Raw genomic sequence first — 25008 nt, 5'->3', positions numbered from 1 at the left:
GACAGAGGTGAAGAGGACCCCCGCGGCCGCCAAGCCCGCGCTGAGGCTGGGCGCCGCCTCGTTCCGGCTGCGCCGCCGCCCGATGCTGGTGGTGGCGATCGCACTGGTCGTGCTGGCCTGCGTGCTGGTCGCCGACATCATGATCGGCGACTTCCCGTTGTCCGTCTCGCAGGTCGTCAACACGCTGTTCGGCGGAGGCTCGCGCCGGGACCAGTTCGTGGTCATGGAACTGCGGATGCCGCGCGCGCTCACGGGCCTGCTGGTCGGTGCCGCGCTGGGCCTGTCGGGCGCGATCTTCCAGGCCATCGTGCGCAACCCACTGGCGTCGCCGGACATCCTCGGCGTCACCTGGGGTGCGGGCGCCGGGGCCGTCTCGGTGATCACCTTCGCCGGGTCGCTCGGCGTCGTCACGGGCAGCGCGGCGTCGGTCGGCGTGCCGCTGGCCGGGTTGCTCGGCGGCCTGTTCGCCGGTCTGCTCGTCTACGCGCTGGCGTGGCGGCAGGGCATCGAGGGCTTCCGGATGGTGCTGGTCGGCATCGGGATCACGGCCGTCGCCGGCAACTTCACGCACTACCTGCTGACCGTCGGCGACGTGCTGGACGCCGGCCGCGCGATGGTGTGGATCACCGGGTCGCTCAACGGCCGCGGCTGGGAGCACGTCGTCCCGGTGGCCATCGCCCTGGTGGTGCTGATCCCGGTCGCCCTGATCGGCGGTCACGTGCTGGGCGCGCTGCAGTTCGACGACCAGACGTCGCGCGGCCTGGGCATCCGGGTCAACGTCGCCCGGTCGTTCCTGATCATCGTGGCGATCGTGCTGGCGTCGGTGGCGACGGCCGCGGCGGGCCCGATCACGTTCGTCGCGCTGGCCTCGCCGCAGATCGCGCTGAGGCTCTGCGGCACCGCGCAGCCGCCGTTGTTCGGCTCGGCGGTGATCGGCGGCGCGCTGGTCATGCTGTCGGACCTGATCGCTCGGACGATCTACACGACCGAGCTGCCCGTCGGGGTGATCACCGCGGTGCTCGGTGCGCCCTACCTGATGTTCCTGCTGATCCGAAGCCGCCGGGAGGCGCGGGTATGAGTGTGCGTCTTGAGGCTTCGTCGCTGTCGATCGGCTACGGCGAGCGGCTGATCGTCGACGAGTTGGACTTGTCGATCATGGGCGGGACGGTCACCGCGGTGATCGGTCCCAACGGCTGCGGCAAGTCGACTCTGCTGAAGGCGTTGGGGCGCCTGCTCCCCGCCCGGTCCGGCGCGGTGCTGCTGGACGGCAAGAAGATCGAGTCGATGTCCACCAGGGACGTGGCCCGCGTGCTGGGGATGCTGCCCCAGTCGCCGTCCGCGCCCGAGGGCCTGACGGTCGCGGACCTCGTCGCGCGCGGCCGTCACCCGCACCAGTCCTGGTACAAGCAGTGGTCCTCGGACGACGCAGCTGCCGTCGACGCCGCGTTGGAGATGACCGGCATCCTGGACCTGGCCGAACGGACCGTCGACGAGCTGTCCGGCGGGCAGCGGCAACGGGCCTGGATCTCGATGGCGCTGGCCCAGGGCACCGACCTGCTGCTGCTCGACGAGCCGACGACGTACCTGGACCTCGCGCACCAGATCGACGTGCTGGACCTGGTGCAGGAGCTGCACGCGTCGATGGGCCGCACGATCGTGATGGTGCTGCACGACCTGAACCTCGCGGCACGCTACGCGGACAACATCGTCGCGATGCGCGCGGGCAAGATCGTGTCGCAGGGGACGCCCGCCGAGGTGCTCACCGAGGAGATGCTGCTGGAGGTCTTCGGCCTGGACGCCCGCGTCGTCGAGGACCCGGTGTCCGGCACGCCGCTGGTCGTCCCGGTCGGGTCGCGGCACCGGCTGCCGGAACCCGAGGCTCAGAGCGGGTAGGGACCGAAGCGGGCCCACGCGACGAACACCGGCGGGAACGCGAGCCAGAGCGTGCCGAGGACCGCCATGCCCGGTCCGATCTCACCGGCTCCGTACTGCCGCGCCGGGAAGTAGCACGCGGGGGCGACGAGGAGGAGGGCGGCGACCGGGGTCAGGATCGTCGCCGTCCCGATCAGGCCGGGGACGATCAACGCCGTTCCGCACGCCACCGACGCGAGGCCGCGTGCGATGGCGAGCGCGCGGTCGCCGTGGCCGACCCATCGGCCGTGCAGGTAGACCTCGTCCGGCCGGAAGAGCGTCATCAGGCCCGAGGGAACGGTCAGGAACGCCATCACGCCTTGGAGAACCCACAGCAGCACGTTCACGAAACGGCACGCTAGGGGTGGACGTTCGGGAGGGGTCCCGGTCAGCCGCAGGTGCGCGGGCAGGCCGTGCAGGGCTCGGCGTTCGGCAGCACGTAGTGGAAGCAGCAGCTGTTCCGCTTGCGCTTCCAGCCCTCTTCGGTGAAGTGCAGCGTCGAGGCCGAGACGAACGGCTCCAGCTTCTCCGGCAGGATCATCGCGGCGTCCGTGACGCCCGCGTTCTCGTCGCCGAAGAGGCGCCCGGCGGCCCACGGGCCGTACTCCAGCATGTCGGTCGCGGCCGCCCAGAGCGTGCGCCGGCCGAAGCGGACCACCTGACCGAAGGAAGCGACGAACTGGGCCGCGTGGCCGGCGTAGCGGGCGCGCAGGATCGCGGCCAGCGCCGCCTCGTTCGCGACGACCGTGGCGGCCGGGTGGTTCGAGGCCGGGTCGTCGGGCAGGCAGGCGAACTCGTCGCACATCAGCGCGATGCCGTTGGGGTGCGGGCGGCCCGCGGTGTTGATCCGGAACGCCATGTCGGACGGCTTGAGCGTCGGCACCCGGCGGGCGGTGTGGAAGAGCAGTCCCGCGAGGTAGGCGGGTTGGTGCAGGTACCAGCCCATGATGTAGCCGGCGGTGGCGCGGTCGTCGGACTCGCCGTACTGCTCGACCATCCACTCGGCGAGGTCCTTGCGCCACAGGTCGAACCGCGACGGTTCGGCCAGCAGGTCCGAACAGATCGTCCACTCCTGCGCGGGCACGGGCGTGCCGAACCTGATCTCGGCACCGGTCTGCAGGCGGGCGATGGATTCGGCCAGAGGCGTGAACGCGCGCGGGTTCTGCTGTGAGACCCTCGCAGGTACGGTCAACGCGCAAGTCCAATCTCATCTATGAGGCTTGCCTAACCTTACCCAAGATCGCGCGTCTTATGCCTCCCGAGGTGGCTCCGGTCACAGGAGTATCGCTCAACGGTGGCTTGTTCGCGTTCAGCGGACATCGCCCGATACGTGGAATCCGTTGCTCCCGACCTGCGTTGATGCAGACGTCAACGTTCACCGGACGCGGCTTGCCGCTGATGGGAACCACAGGCCTCGGTACCGCCCACTACAGTGGAGCCACGGTGCCGCGCTCACCAGGGTAGATCGGTGGAGCCGAGGACCGCCGACGCAGCAGTCAGGGAGTGCGAATGTTCGAAAGGTTCACCGACCGCGCGAGGCGGGTGGTTGTCCTTGCCCAAGAAGAGGCACGGATGCTCAACCACAACTACATCGGCACCGAGCACATCCTCCTGGGTCTGATCCACGAGGGTGAAGGTGTCGCCGCCAAGGCGCTCGAGTCGTTGGGGATTGCGCTGGAAGGCGTCCGCCAACAGGTCGAGGAGATCATCGGCCAGGGCCAGCAGGCCCCCAGCGGCCACATCCCCTTCACCCCACGTGCGAAGAAGGTCCTGGAGCTCTCACTGCGTGAGGCGCTTCAGCTCGGCCACAACTACATCGGCACCGAGCACATCCTGCTCGGCCTGATCCGCGAGGGCGAGGGCGTCGCCGCCCAGGTCCTGGTGAAGCTCGGCGCCGACCTCAACAGGGTGCGGCAGCAGGTGCTCCAGCTGCTGTCCGGTTACTCCACCGAGAAGGGTGCGGCGGAGTCGACCGGTCGCGGCGAGGGCACGCCGTCCTCGTCCCTGGTGCTGGACCAGTTCGGGCGCAACCTCACTGCCTCGGCGCGTGAGGGCAAGCTCGACCCGGTCATCGGGCGCGCCAAGGAGATCGAGCGGGTCATGCAGGTGCTGTCCCGCCGCACCAAGAACAACCCGGTCCTCATCGGCGAGCCCGGCGTCGGCAAGACCGCCGTCGTCGAGGGTCTGGCGCAGATGGTCGTCAAGGGCGAGGTGCCCGAGACGCTGAAGGACAAGCAGCTCTACACGCTCGACCTCGGCTCGCTGGTCGCGGGCTCGCGCTACCGCGGTGACTTCGAAGAGCGCCTGAAGAAGGTGCTCAAGGAGATCCGCACGCGCGGCGACATCATCCTGTTCATCGACGAGATCCACACGCTCGTCGGCGCGGGTGCCGCCGAGGGTGCGATCGACGCCGCGTCGATCCTCAAGCCGATGCTGGCTCGCGGTGAGCTGCAGACGATCGGTGCCACCACGCTCGACGAGTACCGCAAGCACGTCGAGAAGGACCCCGCGCTGGAGCGCCGCTTCCAGCCGATCCAGGTGGGCGAGCCGTCGCTCGAGCACACCATCGAGATCCTGAAGGGCCTGCGCGACCGGTACGAGGCGCACCACCGCGTCTCGATTACCGACTCCGCGCTGGTCGCCGCCGCCACGCTGGCCGACCGGTACATCAACGACCGGTTCCTGCCGGACAAGGCGATCGACCTCATCGACGAGGCGGGCGCTCGCATGCGCATCCGCCGGATGACCGCGCCGCCGGACCTGCGCGAGTTCGACGAGAAGATCGCGGACGTGCGTCGCGACAAGGAGTCCGCGATCGACGCGCAGGACTTCGAGCGCGCCGCCAAGCTCCGCGACGCGGAGAAGCAGCTGCTGGGCCAGAAGGCCGAGCGGGAGAAGCAGTGGAAGGACGGTGATCTGGACGTCGTCGCGGAGGTCGACGAGGAGCAGATCGCCGAGGTCCTCGCCAACTGGACCGGCATCCCGGTGTTCAAGCTCACCGAGGAGGAGACCTCGCGTCTGCTCCGCATGGAGGACGAGCTGCACAAGCGGATCATCGGCCAGCAGGACGCGGTCAAGGCCGTGTCGCAGGCGATCCGCCGCACCCGCGCCGGCCTGAAGGACCCGAAGCGCCCCTCCGGCTCGTTCATCTTCGCCGGCCCGTCCGGTGTCGGTAAGACCGAGCTCTCGAAGGCGCTCGCGAACTTCCTGTTCGGCGAGGACGACGCGCTCATCCAGATCGACATGGGCGAGTTCCACGACCGCTACACGGCGTCGCGGCTCTTCGGTGCCCCTCCCGGTTACGTCGGCTACGAAGAGGGCGGCCAGCTCACCGAGAAGGTGCGCCGCAAGCCGTTCTCCGTCGTGCTCTTCGACGAGATCGAGAAGGCGCACAACGAGGTCTACAACACGCTGCTCCAGGTGCTGGAAGACGGTCGCCTGACCGACGGTCAGGGCCGGACGGTGGACTTCAAGAACACCGTCATCATCTTCACGTCGAACCTGGGCACGTCCGACATCAGCAAGGCCGTCGGCCTCGGCTTCACCTCGGGTCAGGACACCGCGTCCAACTACGAGCGCATGAAGAACAAGGTCAACGACGAGCTGAAGAAGCACTTCCGCCCCGAGTTCCTCAACCGCATCGACGACATCATCGTCTTCCACCAGCTGACTCAGGACGAGATCATCAAGATGGTGGACCTGATGATCGCCCGCGTCGAGACGCAGTTGAAGAACAAGGACATGGCTCTCGAGCTGACCGACAGGGCCAAGTCCCTGCTCGCGAAGCGCGGGTTCGACCCGGTGCTGGGCGCTCGCCCGCTGCGCCGCACGATCCAGCGCGAGATCGAGGACCAGCTGTCGGAGAAGATCCTGTTCGGTGAGATCCAGCCGGGCCAGATCATCATCACCGACATCGAGGGCTGGGACGGCGTCTCGGACGACCACGACAAGGCGAAGTTCGTGTTCCGCGGCGAGGCCAAGCCGAACCGCGTGCCGGACGCCCCGCCGGTCGACCTGACCGCCACGGCGGCCATCGAGTCGCAGGACGCCCCGGCGACCGAAACCGAGTGACCCAGCAAGTGATCTGACGCAGTACCCGCAGACCGGCCCCCAGGCTCACCGAGCCCGGGGGCCGGTCTCGTTCTGTCACGCGCCTCACTCAGCAGAGTGGATTCGCCCGTTTTGCTGCCGGACAGCCGTTTCACTGCCAGCATGGTCCCGCTCGCACGATCAACTGGGGTCGCGCGCTGACAGGGGATTCGGGGGACGGTCGTGTCGGCGGAGTTCGACCAGTTGGTTGCCCAGTTCGAGCGGTTCCAGGCCCAGATGCACCGGGTCGATCAGCAGTTCGCCAACCTCGGTGAGATGCAACAACAGCTGACCGAGCTGGAGGCGGTGGCCACGTCGGCCGACCGCGCGGTGACGGTGGTGGCGGGCCCCTCGGGGTCCATCAAGGACATCAGGCTCACCGACCAGGCGATGCGCCGCCCACCGCACGCGTTGGCCGCGGAACTGATGTCGACGCTGCAGAAGGCGGTCGCGGAAGCAGCACGCCGCCAGGCGGGAATCGTCGAGGGCGCGTTGGGCGACGACATGCACCTCAAGGACCAGGTGCTGGAAACGCAGGCCCAGCTCTTCGGCATGAGCCCGGCCGACCTGCGCGCGTTGACTGCGGACGAGGGCGCGGTCCCTGCGGCTCCTCAGCAGGCGCCGCCTGCTCCACCGCCACCACCGGCTCCGCAAGCCCCTCCCGCAGGGCAGGCACGGCCGCCGGCACCACCCCGCCGTCCGGCACCCGAACCGGCAGAGGACTTCTCCGATCAGAACGTCCTTCGTGGTGACTCCTGGGCCACCGGATCGCCTCAAGCACCGCAACCGTCCAAGAAGGACGATCGATTCCTCAACCTCTACGACGACGAGGACGGCGGCCGATGAGCGGGTTCGACGTCAATCCGGAGGAACTCAGGCAGTTCGCAGGCAAGCTCGACGCTCACCAGAGCCGGGCCGTGCAGATCGCCGGGCTCGTCGACATGGCGGATGTCGGCGACAAGTCGTGGGGTGTCGTCGGCCTCGTCACCAAGGACAACTACACCCGGATGCTCGGTGACCTGAAAGACCTGTTCACCGACATGCAGGAAGGGCTTCAGTCCGGCGCCGGCAAGTTCCGGGGCACCGCGCAGGGCTACGCGGACCAGGAAGAGGCGTTGAAGAAGATCTTCAACGGCATCCAGGTCGAGATCGACCGGAAGTAGGGGCGTCGTGGCGGAACAGAAGACCAGCGCCGGCGGCGTCGAGATCACGGTCGGGGAGAAGACCACCGGCAGGAAGATGGCGGAGGCCGCCCCGTTCTACGGGAACTACCTCAAGACCGCCGAGGCCGCCGGCAAGTTCAGCGACGGTGCGGACGGCTCCGAGGTGATCGGACTCGCTTCCGAGGGAGCGGCGGTCCTCGGATCCCTGGGGACCTCGGTTTACGGCATCGCGACCGACCCGATCGGCTGGTTGGTCGGGCAGGGTCTGAATTTCCTGATCAGCGTGGTGCAGCCGCTGGAGGACGCGATCCACTTCGTGAGCGGCGACGGTCCCGCGTTGCAGCAGGCGGCGGAGAACTTCAGCAACATCGCCAAGGGCGTCGCCGACATGAGGGCGAAGTTCGACGCCGATCTGCAGAGCGCCGTGCAGACCTGGGGTGGCCAGGCGTCCGAGGTGGCCGGCACGAAGCTCGGCGAGTTCGCCAACGGCATCGACGGCGTCGCGGGTCAGGCGGGCGAGCTCGCGAGCATGCTGCAGGTGTCGAGCATGATCATGACCATCGTCGAGGACTTCATCAAGGCGATCCTCACCGAGTTGATCACCTGGCTGGTCATGATCTGGATTCCCGCGTTGGCGGCCGCGGTGCCGAGTTTCGGCGCGTCGACGGCCGCCGCTGGCGCGGCCACCGGCGTCCGCGTCGCGACGACCGGCAGTCGAGTCGCGCGCATCGTCGCCAGGTTGCGCCAGTTCCTCGACAAGATCATGGCTTTCCTGCGCGGGCTCGTGGGCAGGATCAAGAACGTGCGGACCGCGTTCCAGAAGTCCATGGCCGACAAGAGGTCGAACGTCGACCTTGCCGACCTCGTCAAGGAAGTCAGCAAGAAGGACGTGGAGCGAGGCTTCCCCGGCGTCCCGGTGCCGGCGGTCGCCAAGTTGTGGGGCAGCGACGGGGGCATGATCGGCGAGCGGGTCGCGAGCGGATTCCCGAAGGCGATGGGCACCGCGGTGTTCGACGCGGCGCGCGGCCAGCTGGGCGTCGGCACGGGAACGAACGCGGGAATCGACAAGCCCTTGCGGAACATCGGCAACTACCGGAAGAGCACCGAGTACGACGACACCGGCACAGACGGGCAGAAGCAGCGGATCGAAGGGGACCTGGACCTTTGATGGAGTTCTTGTCACTGGTGTGGCCGATCGCCGCCGTGGTGGCGTTCTCGCTCAGCGCAGTAGCCGTGCGGCGTTGGTGGCAGCTTCGCCGCAACCGCAAGGCCGACGCTGACCAGGCGGTCGCGATGGCGCCGCTGGCCGCCGAGCTCGGTGGCGAGGTGGTCGGCGCCGACCGGGCGGCCGCGTGGTCGGATGATCTGCGGGGACCGCTCGCGAGTCACGTCACCGGGTTCGTCGACAAACTCCTTCAGCGCTCCAAGCCCAGGTACGACCTGGCGTTGGACTTTCGGCGCGGACCTTGGCACGTGCGGGTGGCGCAGGCCTCGATGAGGCAGCAGGGGTCGCGCGGGGTGATCAGGCTGCAGGAGCACCGGTTCGAGGTGGCCACGGCGCGCGTGGCTCCCATGCGGCTCACGCGACGTCAGCACGTCGACTTCCTCGGCCGCTCGGTCGCACCGGGCTACCTGAGCGGGTGGCTCGCCGCGCAGCCGCTCACCGTGGCGCGCGCGAACGCCGAGTGGTTGCCGCTGCGCCTGCCGCCTGAGACCGACCACGAGTTCGCTGTGTTCGCCAACGACCTCGCTGTCGCGTCTCGGGCCTTCAACCCCGAGGCGCTGGAGTGGCTGCTGGACCAGGTCGACGCGTTGCCCGTCGTCATCGGGCGCTTCCTGTCCCTCACGTTCGAGAACGGGATCGTCTACACCACGATGCGCGGGCCGATCGACGAGCAGACGTTGCTGCCCGTCGTCGACGCGATCGTCGGTGCGCTCGATCGCATGCCGAACGTGCGGCCGCGGCATCCGGCAGCCGTGTGAATCGCCGGAACTGATCACACCCAGCAGAACATCGAAGGGCATCTGGACAGCTGATCGTGGACATCCTCCTGAAGATCTGGAACGACGTCGTCCTCACGCCCTACTTCCTGGCGTGGACGGCCGCTGTGATCGTCTTTCTCGTCGTGCGCCGATGGCTGCAGTTCCGCGGCCATGCCAAGAGGCGCGAGGAGCAGATCGCCGCCCTCGCGCCACTCGTGCAGCGGCTCGGCGGCAAGGTGCTCGGTCCCGGTGAGGCGGCGATGTGGACGGCCGAGCTCCGCAAGCCGTTCGTGAACGAGTTCTCGATCGCGTTCCGGTCGCAGCGGCAGTACGACCTGTCGGTCGACTTTCAGCGCGGGCCGTGGCACGTGCGGGTCACCGAGGCGTCCATCCGGTACGACAGCCGCGGCTTCGGCGTGCGCTGGCTGCAGGAGCACCGCGTGGAGATCGCGACCGCGCGGTTGGCGCCGTTGAAGGTCAGGCGGCCCAGCAAGTACAGCGTCAACAACGGGCAAGCGCTGTCGCCCGGCCAGTTGGCGTCCGAGTGGAAGCTGGTTGTCGGCACCGAGCCGGAGACCGCCGAGCAGGCCGGTGCCGAGTGGGTGCCGGTGCCGTTGGCGCCGCCGATGGACCAGGAGTTCTCTGCGTACGGTTGCGATCCGGTGGCAGCGGGCCGTGAGCTGAACTTCGACGCGCTGCACTGGCTCATCGACCAGGAGGAGTCGTTGCCCGCCTGGGCCAAGGAGATGACGCTGACCTTCGAGGCCGGCTTCGTCTACCTGGTGGGGTACGACCACATCTACCCCGACGACCTGATGGTCGTGGTCGACACGATCTGCGGGCTGCTCGACCGGATGCCCGGTGCGCGGCCCCGGCATCCCGCTGCGGCGCTTTGATCATGGACTTCTTCGAGCTGCGAGTCCTGCGGGTCGGCTTGTGTTGGCTGGGTCCTGTTCGCAGCGGGGTTGGTTGCGTTTTGTTGGGCGGGCTGCGGTTGCGAGGGTGCTTGCGCAGGTCGTGACGAATGAAGTGGGTGTCCGGTTGGGTGCGCGCGCCTGGCTTGGGCGGTGGTCACCTTGCGTTGGCGACTGCGGTTGGTTCCCTGGCCTGGTGTCCATCGGTCTCCTTGCCAGTGGTTGGGTTCAGCATGGCGGAGGGGTCTGACAGTTTCGGCGGGCAACGGGCGGGGGCCGTCGGCCGTCTTTTGGTGCATGGGGACCACACCGGAGACTGACGAGCGGTCGGCGACACTGCACGGCGTGGTCACCACCGAGGTGAAGGCGCCGAGGAGCGGGTTCGCCACGTTCTTGCTGTTCCTGTGCGCGCTGGCGTTCGTCACGGCGGCGCTGGTCAGGCTGCTCGGCATCGACGGGACGCGGTACATGATCGCCGCCACCTCGTTGACGCCCTACTACACCGTCGTGGGTCTGCTGATCGGCTTGTTCGCCCTCATGCGGCGCAGGTGGGTCATCGGGTTGACGATGACGCTCGTCGGGATCGTGCTGGTCGCGAACGTGGCGCCGCGGGCCTTTTCCGACGCGCGGCCCAACGGGGTGGGGCAGCAGGTTCGGTTGATGACCTCGAACCTGCTCACCGGGATCGCCGATGCCGAGTTCATCGTGCAGGAGGTGAAGCGGCGGAACGTCGACGTCCTGGCGATGCAGGAGTTGACGCCGGAGATGGTGCGCGACCTCGAGCGGGCCGGGTTGAACCAGGTGTTGCCCAATCGGGTGTTCCTCGACGAGCCGGGTGGGTCCGGCAGTGGGCTCGCGTCGCGGTATCCGTTGCGGCAGCGGAATTTGACGCCACCCGGCTCGTTGCAGCAGGCCGGGGCGTTGGTGGAGCTGCCGGGCAACGACATCGAGGTGGTGTCGGTGCACCCGTTGCCGCCCGTGGTGACGGACGGGCCGGAGGCCTGGCAGCGCGAGATGGCCGGGTTGCCCTCACCGGACTCGACCGGGGCGTTGCGGGTGCTGGCGGGCGACTTCAACGCCACGCTCGACCACGTCGGGCTGACGCGGTTGTTGAACAAGGGGTACGTGGACGCGGCCGACCAGGTCGGCAAGGGGCTCATCCACACGTGGCCGAGCAACAGCGGGTTCTGGCCGCCGCCGGTCACCATCGACCACGTGCTGGTCGACTCGAAGATCATCGTTGACACGGTCGACGTGTTCGACGTGCCCGGTAGTGATCACCGGGCCGTCGTCACGCAGTTCGTCGTGCCAAGGCTGTGAGGGCTTCTAGAGCGCCCGTGGGGAGGCTGACGCCTCTGCCGTGGCGGACGGCCGGTTCGCGCGTGTTGATGCGGATGAGAGCCCCGGAAGCCGCGCTGGCGAGTTCGGCCTGGCGGCGGACGGTCGGGACGGCTGTGCCGGCGCCGATCTCGATCACTGCCAACTGACGTTGCGCACGGCGCCACTCGTTGAGTTCGTCGAGTTGTCGTTGGCTGCGGTGCGGGACCCAGCCCCAGTCGCCGAACATCAGGATGTTGGGTCTTGCCAGGCCGCCGCACGACGGGCACGACGGCAACGGGCCCACCGCGCGCATCGTCTCGGGGTCGACCTCGACGTCGAAGGCGCATTCCCAGATCTCGTCCGTGCACGGTTCCACGCACTGGGCGTGGTGGATCGAGCCGTGGACCTCGGCGACGTCGGTGAAGCCCGCCTTCTGGAACTGACCGTCCACGTTGGACGTGAAGACCCGCGCGTCCCAGGTCCGCAGCACGGCGAAGCCCTCGTGCGGCACGGTGTCGCGGTACAGCCGCAGCCGGTGGCCGTAGAAACCCCACGCCAGCGCGGGGTCGTCGGCGAAGTGCACCGGGTCGGCGATCTCCTCGAACTTCAGCCCCAGCCGCTCGTACGGCGGGTACGCCCGCCAGAAGCCCTCGGTGCCGCGGAAGTCCGGCAGGCCGGAGTCGACGCCGATGCCGGCACCGGCGCAGACGAGAACGGCGTCCGCGCCGGCGATCAGCTCGGCGGCTCTGTCGTAAGCCTCTTCGATCACTGCTTGGGCTTGCTGCCCAGCACGACCTCGAACTCCAGCAGGTCCGCGCCGGACGACACGGGCCTCGCGCGCTCGCCCGAGTGGGCCTCCGCGCTGGCCTGGCTGCCGCGCCACGCCACGAAGTCCTCGTGCGTCTCCCAGTGCGTCACGACGAAGTAGCGGTCATCGCCGGACACCGGGCGCAGGAGCTCGAAGCCCAGGAAGCCGGGCTGCTCGTCCACCGCGCCCAGGCGGGCGGCGAACCGCTTCTCGAGCTCGGGGCCGTTGCCCTCGGGAACCTTGATCGCGTTGATCTTCACGACTGCCATGCGAACCAGCCTAGCGGCGCACCCCGACAGGCAGCAGGTACTGATCGTCGGGAATGCCCGAGTCCCGGAACCACGCCTTGAAGAACGCGGTCAGGTCCTGGCCGGAAGCCTTCTTGAAGTGCTCTTCGAACTCCGGCCACGAGGCGTTGCCGTCGCGGTGTTGCGTTGCCCACGCCTGCAACGCCTTGAAGAACACGTCGTCCCCGACCTGCTTGCGCAGCGCGTGCATGCCGAGCAGGCCCTTGTCGTAGACGCCGCGGAACTCGTTGCCCTTGCCCATGTCGTAGAGCTTCGGCGCCCAGAACGCGGACCGGTCGCGCCGTTGCTCGATCTGGTCGCGGTAGCGCTCGTCGAGGTCGGTGCCCTCGTGCTCCAGCCACAGCCACTGCGCGTAGGACGCCAGGCACTCGTTCAGGCAGATGTCCGCCCAGTTCTTGATCGACACCGAGTCGCCGAACCACTGGTGGGCGTTCTCGTGCACGACGGTCTCCAGGTCGGCCCAGGCCGCGTAGATCGGGCGCGTCTGGGTCTCCAGCGAGAACCCGATCTGGTCCGCCACCCAGATGCTGCCGGCGGCGCGCTGCGGGTACGGGCCGAACTTCGTCTCCAGGTAGGCGAGGACCTCCGGGCCCTGCGCCTGGATCGGCTTCTTCGCCGCGGACGTGCCGGGCGCGTAGGCGTCGACCACCGGCGTGCCGTTCGGCAGGGTCGAGCGGACGATCTCGAACTTGTCGATCGCCACGGTGGCCAGGTAGGTCGCGAGCGGGGTCTCCTCGGACCAGGTGAACGTCGTCCAGCCGCCGTCGCGCGTGACCGGTCCTTCCAGGCCGTTGGAGATGGCCGTCCAGCCGTCCGGCACGCGGGCCGCGACCTTCAGCGCCGCCTTGTCGCGCGGGGTGTCGTTGGCCGGGAACCACGTCGTCGCGGAGTGCGGCTGACCTGCGGCGAAAGCACCGCCGGTGGAGGAGATCTGCCAGCCGCTGCGGCCCAGTGAAGCGTCGTTGATCGTGGTGGGCTCGCCGCCGTAGGTGACGACGGTCGTGAACGGCTTGCCGTTGGCGAGCGGCGACGAGGGCGTGATCACGAGCTCGTGGTCGCCCTGGTGCGCGAACTTCGCCGCCTGGCCGCCGACCTTCACGTCGCTGACCTCCAGGCCCTCCAGGTCGAGGTTGAAGCGCGAGAGGTCCTGCGAGGCCGTCGCGGTGATCGTCGCGACGCCGTCGAGCTTCTTCGACTCCGGGTCGTAGCTGATGGCGAGGTCGTAGAGGGTGACGTCGTAGCCGCTGTTGCCGTCCGTCGGGTAGTACGCGTCGCCCGCGCCCGCCCCGGCCTCCACCGCGGCCTGCGGCGAGGTCTCCGAGGCCTGCTGCGCCGGGTCGTTGCTCGGCGTTCTGAACACGACGAGCAGACCGGCGACTAGCACGATCAACACCAGGGCGATCAGGTACGGACGGGCCTTCATGCGTTAATCATCCCTGTGTCGGTGGTGGAGTTCGGCGGAACGGGTCAAAGCGTGCTGCTCCTGCACGGTCTGATGAGCAGGGCCACCGCCTGGTGGCCGGTCGCGCAGTGGCTCGAGCCCTTCGGTCGGGTGGTCGCGATCGACCAGCGCGGACACGGCCGCAACCAGCAGCGGGGACCGTTTCGCACCGAGGACTTCGTCGCCGACGCCGCGCGGGCGATCGAGGACCTCGGCCTCGGGCCCGCCGTCGTGATCGGGCACTCCATGGGCGGGCTGCACGCGTGGTGTCTCGCGGCGACCCGTCCGGACCTGGTGCGCGCGATTGTGGTCGAGGACTTCGCCCCGGACAACCGCGGCCGCACGGTCGACGAGTGGAAGTGGCTCTTCGACGCGTGGCCGGTGCCCTTCCAGTCGCTCGGGCACATCCGGCAGTACTTCGGCGCGCCGCTGTTCTGCGAGTACTTCGAGGAACGCGAGGACGGCTGGCACCTGATCGCCGAGATGGACGACCTGTACGAGATCGCCGGGCACTGGGGCACTCGCGCGTACTGGGACTTCATCGACGCCGTGCAGTGCCCGTCGCTCGTCATCGAGGCGGGCAAGGGCGGCCAGCTGCCAGGGCAGATGGCAGAGGCGGCACGACGTTCCGGCGGCCAGTACCTCTACGTCGAGGAGGCCGGGCACGTCGTGCACGACAGCGCGCCGTGGGTCTACCGAGGGGCTGTGGAGGCCTTCTTGAGCACGTCGATCTCGCCGGTCTGAGTGTCGACGACCGACACCTCGCGCACCTTCGCGCGGATCGGTTCCACCGGGAAGACGGCGGCGAACGCGGCCTTCATCGCCTCGTCGTCGACATCGTGCACGAGCGTGCAGTGCGGCACCCAGTTGCCCGGCAGGTAGTAGGCGCTCGGGTTCTTCACCTTGCTCGCCAGCACGTCGTGGATGGCGCTGTGGACCGCCAGCAGTTCGGTGTCGACCACGGCGGCGAGCATCAGCACGTTCTCGGACGTGGAGAACGTGCTGAGCGTGTGCAGGTAGAGGTCCGGCATCCACAGCCGTTCGAGGTCCTCGCGCAGCTCCTTGCGGACCTTCGGGCCGATGGTGCCCGCGACGGCGTATGTCAGGTGCGGCGCGTACTTGTGCTTCGCGCCCACGCGCGTCTGCAACGCACGGACCTTGCGCTCCGCCTCGTCGTCGAAGAACGCCACCAGCGCGTGCATCTCAGTGCTCCCCGGGAAGTGCGAACAGGCCGTCCTGCGTCTGCTCCACCAGGCCGTCGTCCAGCAACGAGACCAGGCACTTCTCCCGCTGCGTGATGTCGTTCCAGACGATGTCGAGCTGGAACTTCGGCACCGGACCGGGTGCGCCGCGCAGCACGTCCAGCAGCTTGCCGCGCACCTGCCGATCGGTGCCGGCGAACTTCTGCACCTTCTTCTCCGGACCCGCGTACGCAGGTCGTCCGGCCCGCTGCCACGCGCAGACGTCGAACAACGGGCAGTCGGCGCACTTCTGGTTCTTGGCCGTGCAGATCAACGCCCCGAGCTCCATCAACGCGGCCGAGAACACGGCGGCGTCGTGCTGGTCCTCGGGCAGGATCGCCTCGACGTCCCGCAGGTCGCGCTTGGTCGACGGCGGTCCGGCATCCCCGGCCCCGTGCACAGCGCGCGCGACGACGCGTCGGACGTTCGTGTCGACGACGGCGCACTTCTGCCCGTACGCGAACGTGGCCACCGCACGCGCCGTGTAGCTGCCGATGCCCGGCAACGACTCCAGCGTCTCGATGTCCGACGGCACCACGTCACCGTGGTCGCGGGCGATCGCGGTCGCGGCCTCGTGCAGCCGCATGGCACGCCTCGGATAGCCGAGCTTGCCCCACATCCGCAGCACCTCGCCCTGCGATGAGGCGGCCATCGCGGACGGCACGGGCCAGCGCGCCAGCCACTCGTGCCAGATCGGTTCGACGCGGGAGACCGGCGTCTGCTGGAGCATGATCTCGCTGACCAGCACGCCCCAGGCGGTGCAGTCGGGACGGCGCCACGGCAGGTCGCGGGCGGCGGTGTCCCACCAGCCCAACAGCAACTCGTGATTCATCGCCCGCCATTGTCGCCCAAGGGAAAGCGGGCCCGATGCCCAGGCAAGCGAAAGGGCCCCGTCGCACGTGCGAGCGGGGCCCTTCCAGCAGTTCTCGTCAGGCCGCCGCGGTCTCGGCCGCGTCGACCTCGCGCAGCTCACCGGTGTGCACGTCGTAGACGAAGCCGCGGATCTTGTCGGTGTGCGGGATGAACGGGCTGCGCCGCAGCCGCGCCATCGACCCGCGCACGCTCTGCTCGACCACCTTGAACGCCTCGACGGCCCAGGTCGGGCGCAGACCGGTGTCGGCCTCCAGCTCGTCCTTGAAGTCGTCCTCGGTGACCATCTCCAGGCCGCAGTTCGTGTGGTGCACGAGCAGCACCTCACGCGTGCCGAGCTTGCGCTGGCTCAGCGCCAGCGAGCGGATCGCGTCGTCCGTGACGACACCGCCCGCGTTGCGCAGCACGTGCGCCTCGCCCTGCTTCAAGCCGAAGATCTCGAACACCCGGATGCGCGAGTCCATGCAGGTCAGGATGGCTACCTGCAGGGACGGCTTCGCGGACGAACGGTCTCCGGGAACCACGTTCCCGAGTTCGTAGTTCCGCTTGAGCAGCTCGTCGATCGCGGTCATGTGACACACCTCCATGGCCTACCGGCGGACCCCGCGTCGATTGGAACCGGAGTTAGCACGCGTTCACAAGGGGTTTCCGCTCTATGTCACGTTCAACCGATCGAGCGATGCTCGCCTACGCCTGGATTCCGCACGACCCGGTTACGTTCGGGCCGTGATCGAGCCCACAGGTCCGCTGTCGCCCACGGTGTACTGGCGCCGCCGCATCGCCGCGATCGCCGCCGCCCTGGTCACACTCCTGCTGGTGATCTGGATCGTCGGGATGTTCGGCTCCGACGCCGAGACCTCGCAGCCGACCAACGCGGCCTCGACCTCGGCCTCGAACCCGCCACCGAGCGGCTCCGAGAGCCCGGCGGCCGCGTCGTCCTCCTCGACGACCCCGCCGCCGTCGCCGACGGAGACCACCCCGCCGCCTCCGCCTCCCGGACCGCCGCAGGCGTGCCCGGACGACGTGATCGGGGTCGTGGCGAAGGCCAACAAGCCCTTCTACACCATCGGTGACCAGCCCGAACTGTCCATGGACATCGCCAACAACGGGCCGGTGCCGTGCATCAAGGACATCGGCCGCCAGCACCGCGAGCTCACGATCCTGACGGCGGACGGCGCGACGGTGCTGTGGTCGAGCAACCACTGCCTCGCGGCCACCGGCAGCGAGACGCGCGTGATGCAGCCGAAGGAGGTCTTCAACTACGGCACGAACTGGGCGGGCTCGACCTCGCAGCCCGGCTGCGGCGCGCACACCCGAGTCGGGCCGGGGGACTACCTGCTGGTGGCGAAGCTGGCCGGAAAGGCCAGCTCACCCACGGTCTTCAGGCTCGAGCACTAGCTCACGGCCCGAACCAACGCTCCTCGACACCACCGCGCGGCGCCGCCGACGTCTTGCCGATGATCAGCTCGGTCGACAGGTTCACCGACCGCGGCCGCGACCGCTCGTTGGTGTCGAGCAGCAGCTTGCCCGCCGCCCGGCCCTTCTCCAGCACCGGCTGACGCACGGTCGTGAGCCCGGCCTCCTCGCCGGCGCGGATGCCGTCGAAGCCCGTCACGGTGATGTCGTGCGGCACCCGCAGACCGCGGCGCGCGGCCTCGGTCATGGCGCCGAGCGCCAGCACGTCCGAGGTGCAGATCAGGGCGGTGACCTGCGGGTCGCGGTCGAGCACCTGGGCCGCGCCGGACGCACCGGAGGCCATGTTGTGGTCGAAGCGCTCGACGACCGGCACCTGCGACCAGTCGACGCCCGCCTCGCTGAACGCCTCGGCGAGGCCGGACAGGCGGTTGCGCTGCACGTGGAAGTGCGCGGCGTGCTGACGGTCCGGCGTCACGAAGCCGTCGTTGCGGTCACGCGCGAGACGCATGCACACGACGCCGATGCGGCGGTGGCCCAGACCGATGAGGTGCCTGGCGAGTTCGTACATGGCGGCGCGGTCGTCGATGCCGACGCGGTCCACGGTGCCGAGGTCCGGCTGGTCGCAGACGACGGTCGGCACCGGCCGTTCCAGCACGGCGGCGAGGTGCGGGTCGTCGTCCGGCACGGAGTAGACGACGAAGCCGTCCACGCCGGCGCGGTGCACGGACGCGACGTCCTCGCGTTCGGGGTTCGCGGGCACCAGCAGCAGACCGGTCCCGGCGTCCTCGCACGCGAGCGCGAGGCCCTCCAGGAACCCGATCGCGGCCGGGTCGCGGAACGCGTAGGAGAGGTTCTCGGTGAGCAGCAGGCCCACCGCCCCGGCCTTGCGCGTGCGCAACGAACGCGCCACAGGATCCGGGCCGGGATAACCCAGCCTTCGGGCCGTGTCCAACACCCGCCGACGCAGCTCCGGAGAGAGCTGGTCGGGCCGGTTGTACGCGTTGGACACCGTTGTCCGGGAAACGCCCAGCTCAGCGGCCAGAGAGGCCAACGTTGCCGGACGTCGCACATGCATCGACCGCGCCATGAAAGGACCGTAACGGTTCAGAACCAATTCGTGAAGTCAGGGTGACCCGCGTCCCTCAAATGACGCATCGGCCCTGGTTGACCCATCTGCCTTGTCAAGAAGTTGGTCCAGACCAATTAGGTCAATCGGTCATCTCACTTCGGCGGCGCAGACGATTCCCTCGCGACGAGCCTCGGGCGGAACACGCGGGTGTAGTTGTCGGTCCCCTGCCTGCGACGATCCGGATCCAGGCGGAGCACGAGCTCGTCGATCGCGGCCGCCGCCATCTCCTCGATCGGCTGCGCGAGCGTCGTCAAAGCGGGCGATGAATAGGCAGCCAACGGAATGTCGTCGAACCCGACGACCGAGAGTTGTTCCGGTACCGAGATCCCGCGTTGGTGCGCCTCGCGCATCACGCCGAGCGCCATGTGGTCGGACGAGCAGATCACCGCCGTCGGCGTCACCGTGTCGAGCAGCTGCGCCACGGCCTGGCCGCCGCCCTCCGCGCTGAACGGCGCGTGCGAGACGTACTCGGACCCGGCCGGCAGGTGGTTCTCCTCCAGCGCCGCCGCCCAGCCCGCGCGCTTGAGCCGGGACGGCAGCGAGCGCGCCGGGCCCGACACGAAGCCGATCCGCTCGTGGCCCAGTTCGATCAGGTGCTTCGTCGCCATGTAGCCCGCGAGCTGCTCGTCCACCGTCACGTCCGGCACGTCCAGCGCGGGCGTGGCGCCGTTCAGGAACACCATGTGGACGCCGTCCGCGACGAGCTTCGCGTAGTAGCTCGGCCGGGGCGCCTGCCCGAGCGGCACCTCGACGTTGGTGATCTCCGGTGACACGAACACCATGCCCTCGACGCCGCGGGCCAGCAGCATCCGGACGTACTCCTCCTCGCCCATCGGCGCGCCGCTGCGGGTGTTGCACAGCAGCGACGAGTAGCCCAGGCGGGCGGCCCGCGTCTCCAGCGCCTCGGCGAACGCGGGGAACACCGGGTTCGAGAGCTCCGGCACGAGCAGGCCGATCACGCCGGTGCGTTGCAGCGCCCCGAGTCCGCGCGGGGTGTACGGCATCTCCGCGAGGACCGACAGCACGCGCTGCCGGGTCTCCTCGTTCACACCTGCGCGCCTGTTGAGAACACGGCTCACGGTCGAGATGGACACCCCGGCTGCCCTGGCGATCTCGGACAGTCCGGACACGTTGCCTCCCAGCTCAGATCAGGTTCGGGGCAAGCCTGCCGCGTTCGGAAAAATTTTGCAATGAGCGTTTGCAAGACAGGGCCGTTACGGCTTGGTTACGGTCCACGTCTTGACCTGACCATGGTTCTGGTAGTGAAATCGCCCGCAACATTCTCGCAAAACCTTGCAAGACCCTTGTCTCACTCGGAGACGAGGCCCCAGCTGGAGGGAACGGCAGCAACGATGCGACGGACAACCCTCGTGACCGCCATGGCGACGGGTGTCGCCCTCGTGCTCACCGCCTGTGGAAGCGGCGGATCGAGCAGCAACAGCGGATCCGACTCGGGCGAGGTGACCTTCTGGGACACCAGTGGCCCCAACGAGAGCCCCGTGTTCAAGAAGATCGCGGAAGGCTGTGCCACCAAGGACGGCTACAAGGTCAAGGTTGAGACGCAGGCCTTCGACGGCGCGCTCAACAACTACAAGACCGCCGCCCAGGGTGGCCAGGGCCCCGACGTCTTCCGCTCCGAGGTCGCGTGGGTGCCGCAGCTCGCGAAGCTCAGCTACGTCGCCGACCTGTCCGACACCGACCTGGCGAAGGACACGTCGGACTTCCTGGAGGCCCCGCTCGGCTCCACGAAGTACGAGGGCAAGACCTACGCCGTGCCGCAGGTGACCGACTCGCTCGCGTTGCTGTACAACAAGAAGAAGCTCGCGGACGCCGGTGTCGAGGCGCCGAAGACGTGGGACGAGCTGAAGGCCGCGGCCGCCAAGCTGGGCGGCGAGAAGGCGTTCTTCCTCAACAACGACGCGTACTACGCGCTGCCGTTCATCTACGGCGAGGGCGGCGACCTGGTCGACGCCTCCGCCAAGAAGATCGTCGTGAACTCCGCGCAGAACGTGAAGGCGCTGGAGACCGCCAAGAGCCTGCTGGACGGCAAGGCCGCCACCACGGCGCTGGACGCGACGAACTCGTACTCGAACATGCAGGCCGCGTTCTCGTCCGGTGAGGCCGCCATGGTCATCAACGGTCCGTGGGCCGTCGCCGACTACCTCAAGGGCGCCGCGTTCAGCGACCCGGCGAACCTCGGCATCGCCGCCGTCCCCGGCCCGTCCGCGGGCAAGGGCAGCGCGCCGGTCGGTGGCCACGACTACGTGATCCGCCAGGGCACCAAGGCGAAGCAGTCGTCGATCAAGTTCATCACCTGCATGGCGTCGGTCGAGTCGCAGGCGACCATCGCCAAGGAGCTCGGCCTGCTGCCGACCCGCAAGTCGGCCTACCAGAACGCCGACGTCAAGGCGAACGCCGTCGTGGCCGCGTTCGAGCCGGTCACCAAGGTCGCGCACGAGCGTCCGTGGATCCCCGAGGGCGGCGAGCTCTTCGACCCGCTGAAGATCGGCTACGCGGACTTCCTGGCCGGCAAGAAGGACGCCAAGACCGCCCTTGACGACGTCGCGAAGGCGTACAAGGAGAAGGTCGTCACCGAGTACTCGATCGGCTGATCGTGTTGAGCGGCCGGGGTTTTCGGACCCCGGCCGTTCGCCGGAAGGGGAGTCTCGGTGCGTCGGTTCCTGGACAGGTACTGGTACGCGTATGCGATGGTGCTGCCGGTCGTGGTGGTCATCGCGGTGTTGGTGCTCTACCCGCTCGCACAGGGCGTGTTCTTCACCTTCACGAACATCAACGAAGGCAACATCGCCAACCCGATCCTCGAACGCCCCGCGACCTACGACGTCGTGGGCTTCAAGAACTACCTCAACGTCCTGTCGGGCGGCGAGTCGTTCGGTGCGTTCTGGACCACGTTGGTGCGCACGCTGATCTGGACGTTCGCGTGCGTGTTCTTCCACTACACCATCGGTCTCGGCTTGGCGTTGCTGCTGAACCGCCAGGTGAAGGGCCGCACGTTGTACCGCGTGCTGCTGATCCTGCCGTGGGCCGTGCCCGCGTTCATCAGCGCGTTCGCGTGGAAGTACATGTTCAACGCGCAGTACGGGATCATCAACCAGCTGCTGCGTTCCGTCGGCCTGCCGGACCCCGTGTGGCTCGGTCAGTCGAACTGGGCGCTGGTCTCGGTGATCATCGTGAACGTCTGGCTGGGCACGCCGTTCATGATGGTGGCTCTGCTCGGTGGCCTGCAGTCGATCCCCGGTGACCTCTACGAGGCCGCCGAGATGGACGGCGCCACGCCGTGGCAGCGCTTCCGCCACGTGACGCTGCCGGGTCTGCGTTCGGTGTCGTCGACGGTGGTGCTGCTCGGCATCATCTGGACGTTCAACATGTTCCCGGTCATCTACCTGATCGCGGGCCCGAACCCGAACACGCGGATCCTGGTGACCTACGCGTTCGAGCGCTTCTTCTCCGGCGCGTCCCGCGACTACGCCATCGCGTCGACGTACGGCGTGCTGATCCTTTCGGTGTTGTTGGTGTTCGCCGCGATCTACCGGCGGGCGCTGCGCAATCAGGGCGAGGTGTGGTGATGACGCTCGACGCTTCGTCCCTGAAGGTCGTCCAGGCCGCCGGTCCGGTCCGCAAGCGCACCGACCGTTCTCCGTTGGCGTCCATCGGTCTGCACGGCGCCCTGGTGATCGCCTCGATCATCTCGGTGTTCCCGGTCTTCTGGGTGTTCATCACCTCGCTGAAGCCGGACGCCCGCGCGGTCGAGCCGTCGCCGAAGTTGTTCAACGAGTCCTCTGTGGACAACTACACGCGGATTCTCGCCGGGGACAAGGGGAACTTCCTCGCGTGGTTCGGCAACTCGGTCGTGATCGCGTTGCTCACCACGGTCCTCGCGGTGTTCCTGTCGGCCACCACCGGCTACGCGGCCTCGCGCTTCCGGTTCCCCGGCAAGCGATCGCTGATGATGTCGTTCCTGCTGGTGCAGATGTTCCCGTTCGCGGTGCTGATCGTGCCGCTGTACAACATCCTGATCGCGTTGGGGCTCAACGGTTCCACGTTCGGTCTGGTGCTCGTGTACTGCACGACCGCGGTGCCGTTCTGCACGTACATGCTCAAGGGCTACTTCGACACCGTGCCGTCGGACATCGACGAGGCCGGGCGCGTGGACGGGTTGTCGCCGTTCGGCGTGTTCTGGCGGCTGATCATGCCGCTGGCCAAGCCCGGTCTCGCGGTCACGTCGTTCTACGCGTTCCTGACGGCCTGGGGTGAGGTGGCGTTCGCGTCGGCCTTCCTCTCCGCGGCGGACGAGTCGAAGACGCTGGCCGTCGGGTTGCAGGTGTTCGTGCAGCAGAACAGGACCGAGTGGGGGCACCTCGCCGCCGCGTCCATTCTGGTCGCGATCCCCGCGATCGTCGTGTTCTACCTGGTGCAGCGGTTCCTGGTGACGGGCCTCGCGTCCGGTGCCGTGAAGGGCTGAGTTCGGTCAGGCTGGAGGCGGCTCGAGGGCCGCCTCCAGTTCTGTTCTGTGTTCCGTGAACCAGGCGTGTGCGGCGCGCACGGACCGTGCCGCACCTGACTCCCGCAGCCCGGCCAGCGCCGGATCGGTCTCGATGCCGTGCGCGGATCGGTCCTGCCACCACAGGATCGTCGCCACGAGCCGACTGCGGTCCTCCAACCCGTACGCGTCGCAGATCGTGCGGAGTTGTTCCGCCACCACCGTTGGATCTTCGAGGTCCAGGTACTGCCAGCACACGTGCGCCACGTCGTGGACGCGTTCGCCGGGTGCGGCGAGATCCCAGTCGATGAACGCGAACGGCACGTCGTCGCGGTAGACCGTGTTCTTGGGCGACAGGTCGTTGTGGCACACGACCTCCTGGTCCCCGGCCAACTCGGTCCCGGCGGTCAGGTCGTGGAACTCCCGCACGAGCCGGGCCACCTGCGCCAGGCCGTCGGTCGACCGCTCGGGCACGTGGCCGTCGACGAACGCCAGCACCTCGCGCTCCTTCCCGTCCACCCCGAGGTACCGCGGCGCGCCCCGCCACCCGTGCCGTTCGAACTCCAGCAGCAGCCGGTGGACGAACGCCGAGCGAGCGCCGAGCGGCCGTCGGACCGTGTCGCCGATCCGGACGACCTCGTTGATGAAGCCGCCGGAGAGCGGTGTTTCGTTCATGCCTCTGAACGTAAGCGCTTACGTTGCTTCGCACCGAAACGTAAGCGCTTTCGTCTGTTCACGTAAGCGCTTGCAACACCTAACGTCGCGTCCAGACAAGGGTGAAAGGTGCGTCACATGGCAGAGGTGTCCTACGTCAAGGCGTCACGCGTGTTCTCCGGCAACCCGCCGGTCCGCGCGGTCGACGAGCTCTCCCTGGAAGTCGCCGACGGCGAGTTCCTGGTGCTGGTCGGGCCGTCCGGTTCCGGTAAGTCGACGGCGCTGCGCATGCTCGCCGGCCTCGAGGACATCGACGAAGGTGCCATCCACATCGGTGGCAAGGACGTCACGAACGTGCCGCCCAAGGGCCGCGACATCGCCATGGTGTTCCAGTCGTACGCGCTCTACCCGCACATGACCGTCGCGGAGAACATGGGCTTCGCGCTCAAGCTGCGCGGTGTGTCGAAGGCCGAGATCAAGGCGAAGGTCGAAGAGGCCGCCAAGATGCTCGACCTGCAGAAGTACCTGGAGCGCAAGCCGAAGGCGCTCTCCGGTGGTCAGCGTCAGCGTGTCGCGATGGGTCGCGCCATCGTGCGTGAGCCCTCCGTGTTCCTCATGGACGAGCCGCTGTCCAACCTGGACGCCAAGCTGCGCGTCGAGACGCGTGCGAACATCGCCGCCCTCCAGCAGCGCCTCGGCACCACCACGATCTACGTCACGCACGACCAGGTCGAGGCCATGACGATGGGCCACCGGGTCGCCGTGCTCAAGGACGGTCTGCTCCAGCAGTGCGACACGCCTCGCGCGCTGTACGACCGCCCGGCCAACGCGTTCGTCGCGGGCTTCATCGGCTCGCCGGCCATGAACCTCAAGACCGTCCCGATCAGCGCGGAGGGTGCCAAGCTCGACGGCATCATCGTGCCGCTGTCCCGTGCCGCGCTCGACGCCGCCGGTGGTCTGGACGAGGTCACCTTCGGCATCCGCCCCGAGGCGCTCGGCATCGTGCCGTCGGGCGAGGAGGGCATGGAGATGACCGTCGAGCTCGTCGAGGAGCTCGGTGCCGACGCGCTCGTGCACGGCGCCGTGAAGATCGGTGAGTCGTCGCAGCGCTTCGTCGTCCGCGTCGACGGCCGCACGCCGCCGACCCTGGGCCAGCACGTCAAGGTCGCCGTCCGCGACCACAGCGAGATCCACCTGTTCCACCCCGAGTCGGGCGAGCGCCTGGAGTCCTGAGTCACACGTTCGAGCCCCCGGCGTGAC

26 protein-coding genes are annotated in these 25008 nt (G+C 68.4%); 15 read left to right on the top strand and 11 right to left on the bottom strand.

Going from position 1 to position 25008, the window contains the following annotated elements; genetic code table 11:
- Nucleotides 1-7 precede the first annotated feature (7 nt).
- Both JNUCC0626_RS31115 and JNUCC0626_RS31110 read left to right on the top strand, forming a co-directional pair.
- The gene (locus JNUCC0626_RS31115) at nucleotides 8-1078 is read left to right on the top strand and encodes a FecCD family ABC transporter permease (RefSeq protein WP_394614298.1); all 1071 of its coding nucleotides are present in this window, start codon (nucleotides 8-10) and stop codon (nucleotides 1076-1078) included.
- Nucleotides 1075-1893, top strand: coding sequence for an ABC transporter ATP-binding protein (locus JNUCC0626_RS31110; protein WP_394614297.1), 819 nt, complete (start codon nucleotides 1075-1077; stop codon nucleotides 1891-1893). Before JNUCC0626_RS31115 ends, JNUCC0626_RS31110 begins: the two co-directional genes overlap by 4 nt.
- Here JNUCC0626_RS31110 and JNUCC0626_RS31105 read toward each other — a convergent pair.
- Together JNUCC0626_RS31105 and JNUCC0626_RS31100 are read right to left on the bottom strand one after the other, a co-directional pair.
- Nucleotides 1881-2258, bottom strand: a complete 378-nt coding sequence (locus tag JNUCC0626_RS31105) for a DoxX family protein (protein ID WP_394614296.1) — start codon at nucleotides 2256-2258, stop codon at nucleotides 1881-1883. The two genes, JNUCC0626_RS31110 and JNUCC0626_RS31105, sit on opposite strands and share 13 nt — an antisense overlap.
- Before the next feature lie 41 nt (nucleotides 2259-2299).
- Entirely contained in the window at nucleotides 2300-3103 is an 804-nt protein-coding gene (locus JNUCC0626_RS31100; RefSeq protein WP_394614295.1) for a (2Fe-2S)-binding protein, read from the bottom strand.
- A gap of 317 nt (nucleotides 3104-3420) precedes the next feature.
- Here JNUCC0626_RS31100 and JNUCC0626_RS31095 point away from each other — a divergent pair, with 317 nt between their 5' ends.
- The 7 genes from JNUCC0626_RS31095 (at nucleotide 3421) to JNUCC0626_RS31065 (ending at nucleotide 11380) form a co-directional block, all read left to right on the top strand.
- On the top strand, nucleotides 3421-5982 hold the full coding sequence (locus JNUCC0626_RS31095; RefSeq protein ID WP_394614293.1) for an ATP-dependent Clp protease ATP-binding subunit: 2562 nt from the start codon (nucleotides 3421-3423) through the stop codon (nucleotides 5980-5982).
- 201 nt (nucleotides 5983-6183) lie between these two features.
- On the top strand, nucleotides 6184-6846 hold the full coding sequence (locus tag JNUCC0626_RS31090; RefSeq protein WP_394614292.1) for a YbaB/EbfC family nucleoid-associated protein: 663 nt from the start codon (nucleotides 6184-6186) through the stop codon (nucleotides 6844-6846).
- Complete coding sequence (locus JNUCC0626_RS31085; RefSeq protein ID WP_394614291.1) at nucleotides 6843-7163, top strand: WXG100 family type VII secretion target; 321 nt, start codon at nucleotides 6843-6845, stop codon at nucleotides 7161-7163. Before JNUCC0626_RS31090 ends, JNUCC0626_RS31085 begins: the two co-directional genes overlap by 4 nt.
- 7 nt (nucleotides 7164-7170) lie before the next feature.
- Nucleotides 7171-8331: a WXG100 family type VII secretion target gene (locus JNUCC0626_RS31080; RefSeq protein WP_394614290.1), complete on the top strand. Its 1161-nt coding sequence runs from the start codon at nucleotides 7171-7173 to the stop codon at nucleotides 8329-8331.
- Nucleotides 8331-9146, top strand: a complete 816-nt coding sequence (locus tag JNUCC0626_RS31075) for a hypothetical protein (RefSeq protein ID WP_394614289.1) — start codon at nucleotides 8331-8333, stop codon at nucleotides 9144-9146. Before JNUCC0626_RS31080 ends, JNUCC0626_RS31075 begins: the two co-directional genes overlap by 1 nt.
- Before the next feature lie 56 nt (nucleotides 9147-9202).
- Nucleotides 9203-10042, top strand: a complete 840-nt coding sequence (locus tag JNUCC0626_RS31070) for a hypothetical protein (protein ID WP_394614288.1) — start codon at nucleotides 9203-9205, stop codon at nucleotides 10040-10042.
- 315 nt (nucleotides 10043-10357) lie between these two features.
- On the top strand, nucleotides 10358-11380 hold the full coding sequence (locus tag JNUCC0626_RS31065) for an endonuclease/exonuclease/phosphatase family protein (RefSeq protein ID WP_394614287.1): 1023 nt from the start codon (nucleotides 10358-10360) through the stop codon (nucleotides 11378-11380).
- Here the strand turns inward: JNUCC0626_RS31065 and JNUCC0626_RS31060 are convergent.
- Genes JNUCC0626_RS31060 through JNUCC0626_RS31050 form a run of 3 tightly spaced genes read right to left on the bottom strand, consistent with a single transcriptional unit; the run spans nucleotide 11352 to nucleotide 13919 of the window.
- Nucleotides 11352-12146 (bottom strand): SIR2 family NAD-dependent protein deacylase, encoded by a 795-nt coding sequence (locus JNUCC0626_RS31060; protein WP_394622136.1) that lies wholly within the window; start codon nucleotides 12144-12146, stop codon nucleotides 11352-11354. The genes JNUCC0626_RS31065 and JNUCC0626_RS31060 overlap by 29 nt on opposite strands.
- Nucleotides 12146-12457 carry an antibiotic biosynthesis monooxygenase family protein gene (locus JNUCC0626_RS31055; RefSeq protein WP_394614285.1) on the bottom strand — a complete coding sequence of 104 codons (312 nt, stop codon included), beginning with the start codon at nucleotides 12455-12457 and terminating at the stop codon, nucleotides 12146-12148. Before JNUCC0626_RS31055 ends, JNUCC0626_RS31060 begins: the two co-directional genes overlap by 1 nt.
- Nucleotides 12458-12467: 10 nt before the next feature.
- A complete protein-coding gene (locus tag JNUCC0626_RS31050; protein ID WP_394614284.1) occupies nucleotides 12468-13919 on the bottom strand; it encodes a M1 family metallopeptidase in 1452 nt (483 codons plus the stop codon).
- 51 nt (nucleotides 13920-13970) lie between these two features.
- Here JNUCC0626_RS31050 and JNUCC0626_RS31045 point away from each other — a divergent pair, with 51 nt between their 5' ends.
- Nucleotides 13971-14681, top strand: a complete 711-nt coding sequence (locus tag JNUCC0626_RS31045; RefSeq protein ID WP_394614282.1) for an alpha/beta fold hydrolase — start codon at nucleotides 13971-13973, stop codon at nucleotides 14679-14681.
- On the opposite strand, the gene JNUCC0626_RS31040 is transcribed toward JNUCC0626_RS31045, so the two are convergent.
- The 3 genes from JNUCC0626_RS31040 to JNUCC0626_RS31030 form a co-directional block, all read right to left on the bottom strand.
- Nucleotides 14630-15139, bottom strand: coding sequence for a 2'-5' RNA ligase family protein (locus JNUCC0626_RS31040; RefSeq protein ID WP_394614281.1), 510 nt, complete (start codon nucleotides 15137-15139; stop codon nucleotides 14630-14632). The two genes, JNUCC0626_RS31045 and JNUCC0626_RS31040, sit on opposite strands and share 52 nt — an antisense overlap.
- A gap of 1 nt (nucleotide 15140) precedes the next feature.
- Nucleotides 15141-16010, bottom strand: a complete 870-nt coding sequence (locus JNUCC0626_RS31035; RefSeq protein ID WP_394614280.1) for an A/G-specific adenine glycosylase — start codon at nucleotides 16008-16010, stop codon at nucleotides 15141-15143.
- 97 nt (nucleotides 16011-16107) lie between these two features.
- The gene (locus JNUCC0626_RS31030) at nucleotides 16108-16620 is read right to left on the bottom strand and encodes a beta-class carbonic anhydrase (RefSeq protein WP_363845665.1); all 513 of its coding nucleotides are present in this window, start codon (nucleotides 16618-16620) and stop codon (nucleotides 16108-16110) included.
- Between the two features lie 154 nt (nucleotides 16621-16774).
- On the opposite strand from JNUCC0626_RS31030, the gene JNUCC0626_RS31025 reads away from it, so the two are divergent.
- The gene (locus JNUCC0626_RS31025; protein WP_394614279.1) at nucleotides 16775-17446 is read left to right on the top strand and encodes a hypothetical protein; all 672 of its coding nucleotides are present in this window, start codon (nucleotides 16775-16777) and stop codon (nucleotides 17444-17446) included.
- A gap of 1 nt (nucleotide 17447) precedes the next feature.
- Here the strand turns inward: JNUCC0626_RS31025 and JNUCC0626_RS31020 are convergent, their stop codons facing one another.
- Together JNUCC0626_RS31020 and JNUCC0626_RS31015 are read right to left on the bottom strand one after the other, a co-directional pair.
- A complete protein-coding gene (locus JNUCC0626_RS31020) occupies nucleotides 17448-18551 on the bottom strand; it encodes a LacI family DNA-binding transcriptional regulator (protein ID WP_394614278.1) in 1104 nt (367 codons plus the stop codon).
- 134 nt (nucleotides 18552-18685) lie between these two features.
- Nucleotides 18686-19723 carry a LacI family DNA-binding transcriptional regulator gene (locus JNUCC0626_RS31015; protein ID WP_394614277.1) on the bottom strand — a complete coding sequence of 346 codons (1038 nt, stop codon included), beginning with the start codon at nucleotides 19721-19723 and terminating at the stop codon, nucleotides 18686-18688.
- Nucleotides 19724-19945: 222 nt separating this feature from the next.
- Here JNUCC0626_RS31015 and JNUCC0626_RS31010 point away from each other — a divergent pair, with 222 nt between their 5' ends.
- From JNUCC0626_RS31010 to JNUCC0626_RS31000, 3 genes are read left to right on the top strand one after another with little or no spacing between them, the layout of a single operon-like run.
- Nucleotides 19946-21205 (top strand): extracellular solute-binding protein, encoded by a 1260-nt coding sequence (locus JNUCC0626_RS31010; protein WP_394614276.1) that lies wholly within the window; start codon nucleotides 19946-19948, stop codon nucleotides 21203-21205.
- 57 nt (nucleotides 21206-21262) lie between these two features.
- Complete coding sequence (locus JNUCC0626_RS31005) at nucleotides 21263-22180, top strand: carbohydrate ABC transporter permease (RefSeq protein WP_394614275.1); 918 nt, start codon at nucleotides 21263-21265, stop codon at nucleotides 22178-22180.
- On the top strand, nucleotides 22180-23076 hold the full coding sequence (locus JNUCC0626_RS31000; protein WP_394614274.1) for a sugar ABC transporter permease: 897 nt from the start codon (nucleotides 22180-22182) through the stop codon (nucleotides 23074-23076). Before JNUCC0626_RS31005 ends, JNUCC0626_RS31000 begins: the two co-directional genes overlap by 1 nt.
- Before the next feature lie 6 nt (nucleotides 23077-23082).
- Here JNUCC0626_RS31000 and JNUCC0626_RS30995 read toward each other — a convergent pair whose 3' ends face one another.
- On the bottom strand, nucleotides 23083-23769 hold the full coding sequence (locus JNUCC0626_RS30995; RefSeq protein WP_394614273.1) for a phosphotransferase family protein: 687 nt from the start codon (nucleotides 23767-23769) through the stop codon (nucleotides 23083-23085).
- A gap of 117 nt (nucleotides 23770-23886) precedes the next feature.
- On the opposite strand from JNUCC0626_RS30995, the gene JNUCC0626_RS30990 reads away from it, so the two are divergent.
- The gene (locus tag JNUCC0626_RS30990; protein WP_394614272.1) at nucleotides 23887-24981 is read left to right on the top strand and encodes an ABC transporter ATP-binding protein; all 1095 of its coding nucleotides are present in this window, start codon (nucleotides 23887-23889) and stop codon (nucleotides 24979-24981) included.
- Nucleotides 24982-25008: the final 27 nt, after the last annotated feature.

The sequence above is a fragment of the Lentzea sp. JNUCC 0626 genome, assembly GCF_043632865.1.
GTDB lineage: Bacteria > Actinomycetota > Actinomycetes > Mycobacteriales > Pseudonocardiaceae > Lentzea.
This window is presented reverse-complemented; position numbering and strand designations above follow the sequence as displayed.

What these genes read in the sequence shown, in the direction of transcription:
- JNUCC0626_RS31075 (WP_394614289.1), top strand. Translation starts at nt 8,331, where the DNA reads ATGGAGTTCTTGTCACTGGTGTGGCCGATCGCCGCCGTGGTGGCGTTC.
- JNUCC0626_RS31050 (WP_394614284.1), bottom strand. Translation starts at nt 13,919, where the DNA reads ATGAAGGCCCGTCCGTACCTGATCGCCCTGGTGTTGATCGTGCTAGTC.
- JNUCC0626_RS31030 (WP_363845665.1), bottom strand. Translation starts at nt 16,620, where the DNA reads ATGACCGCGATCGACGAGCTGCTCAAGCGGAACTACGAACTCGGGAAC.
- JNUCC0626_RS31035 (WP_394614280.1), bottom strand. Translation starts at nt 16,010, where the DNA reads ATGAATCACGAGTTGCTGTTGGGCTGGTGGGACACCGCCGCCCGCGAC.
- JNUCC0626_RS31085 (WP_394614291.1), top strand. Translation starts at nt 6,843, where the DNA reads ATGAGCGGGTTCGACGTCAATCCGGAGGAACTCAGGCAGTTCGCAGGC.
- JNUCC0626_RS31040 (WP_394614281.1), bottom strand. Translation starts at nt 15,139, where the DNA reads ATGCACGCGCTGGTGGCGTTCTTCGACGACGAGGCGGAGCGCAAGGTC.
- JNUCC0626_RS31110 (WP_394614297.1), top strand. Translation starts at nt 1,075, where the DNA reads ATGAGTGTGCGTCTTGAGGCTTCGTCGCTGTCGATCGGCTACGGCGAG.
- JNUCC0626_RS31095 (WP_394614293.1), top strand. Translation starts at nt 3,421, where the DNA reads ATGTTCGAAAGGTTCACCGACCGCGCGAGGCGGGTGGTTGTCCTTGCC.
- JNUCC0626_RS30995 (WP_394614273.1), bottom strand. Translation starts at nt 23,769, where the DNA reads ATGAACGAAACACCGCTCTCCGGCGGCTTCATCAACGAGGTCGTCCGG.
- JNUCC0626_RS31000 (WP_394614274.1), top strand. Translation starts at nt 22,180, where the DNA reads ATGACGCTCGACGCTTCGTCCCTGAAGGTCGTCCAGGCCGCCGGTCCG.
- JNUCC0626_RS31055 (WP_394614285.1), bottom strand. Translation starts at nt 12,457, where the DNA reads ATGGCAGTCGTGAAGATCAACGCGATCAAGGTTCCCGAGGGCAACGGC.
- JNUCC0626_RS31010 (WP_394614276.1), top strand. Translation starts at nt 19,946, where the DNA reads ATGCGACGGACAACCCTCGTGACCGCCATGGCGACGGGTGTCGCCCTC.
- JNUCC0626_RS31020 (WP_394614278.1), bottom strand. Translation starts at nt 18,551, where the DNA reads ATGGCGCGGTCGATGCATGTGCGACGTCCGGCAACGTTGGCCTCTCTG.
- JNUCC0626_RS31065 (WP_394614287.1), top strand. Translation starts at nt 10,358, where the DNA reads ATGGGGACCACACCGGAGACTGACGAGCGGTCGGCGACACTGCACGGC.
- JNUCC0626_RS30990 (WP_394614272.1), top strand. Translation starts at nt 23,887, where the DNA reads ATGGCAGAGGTGTCCTACGTCAAGGCGTCACGCGTGTTCTCCGGCAAC.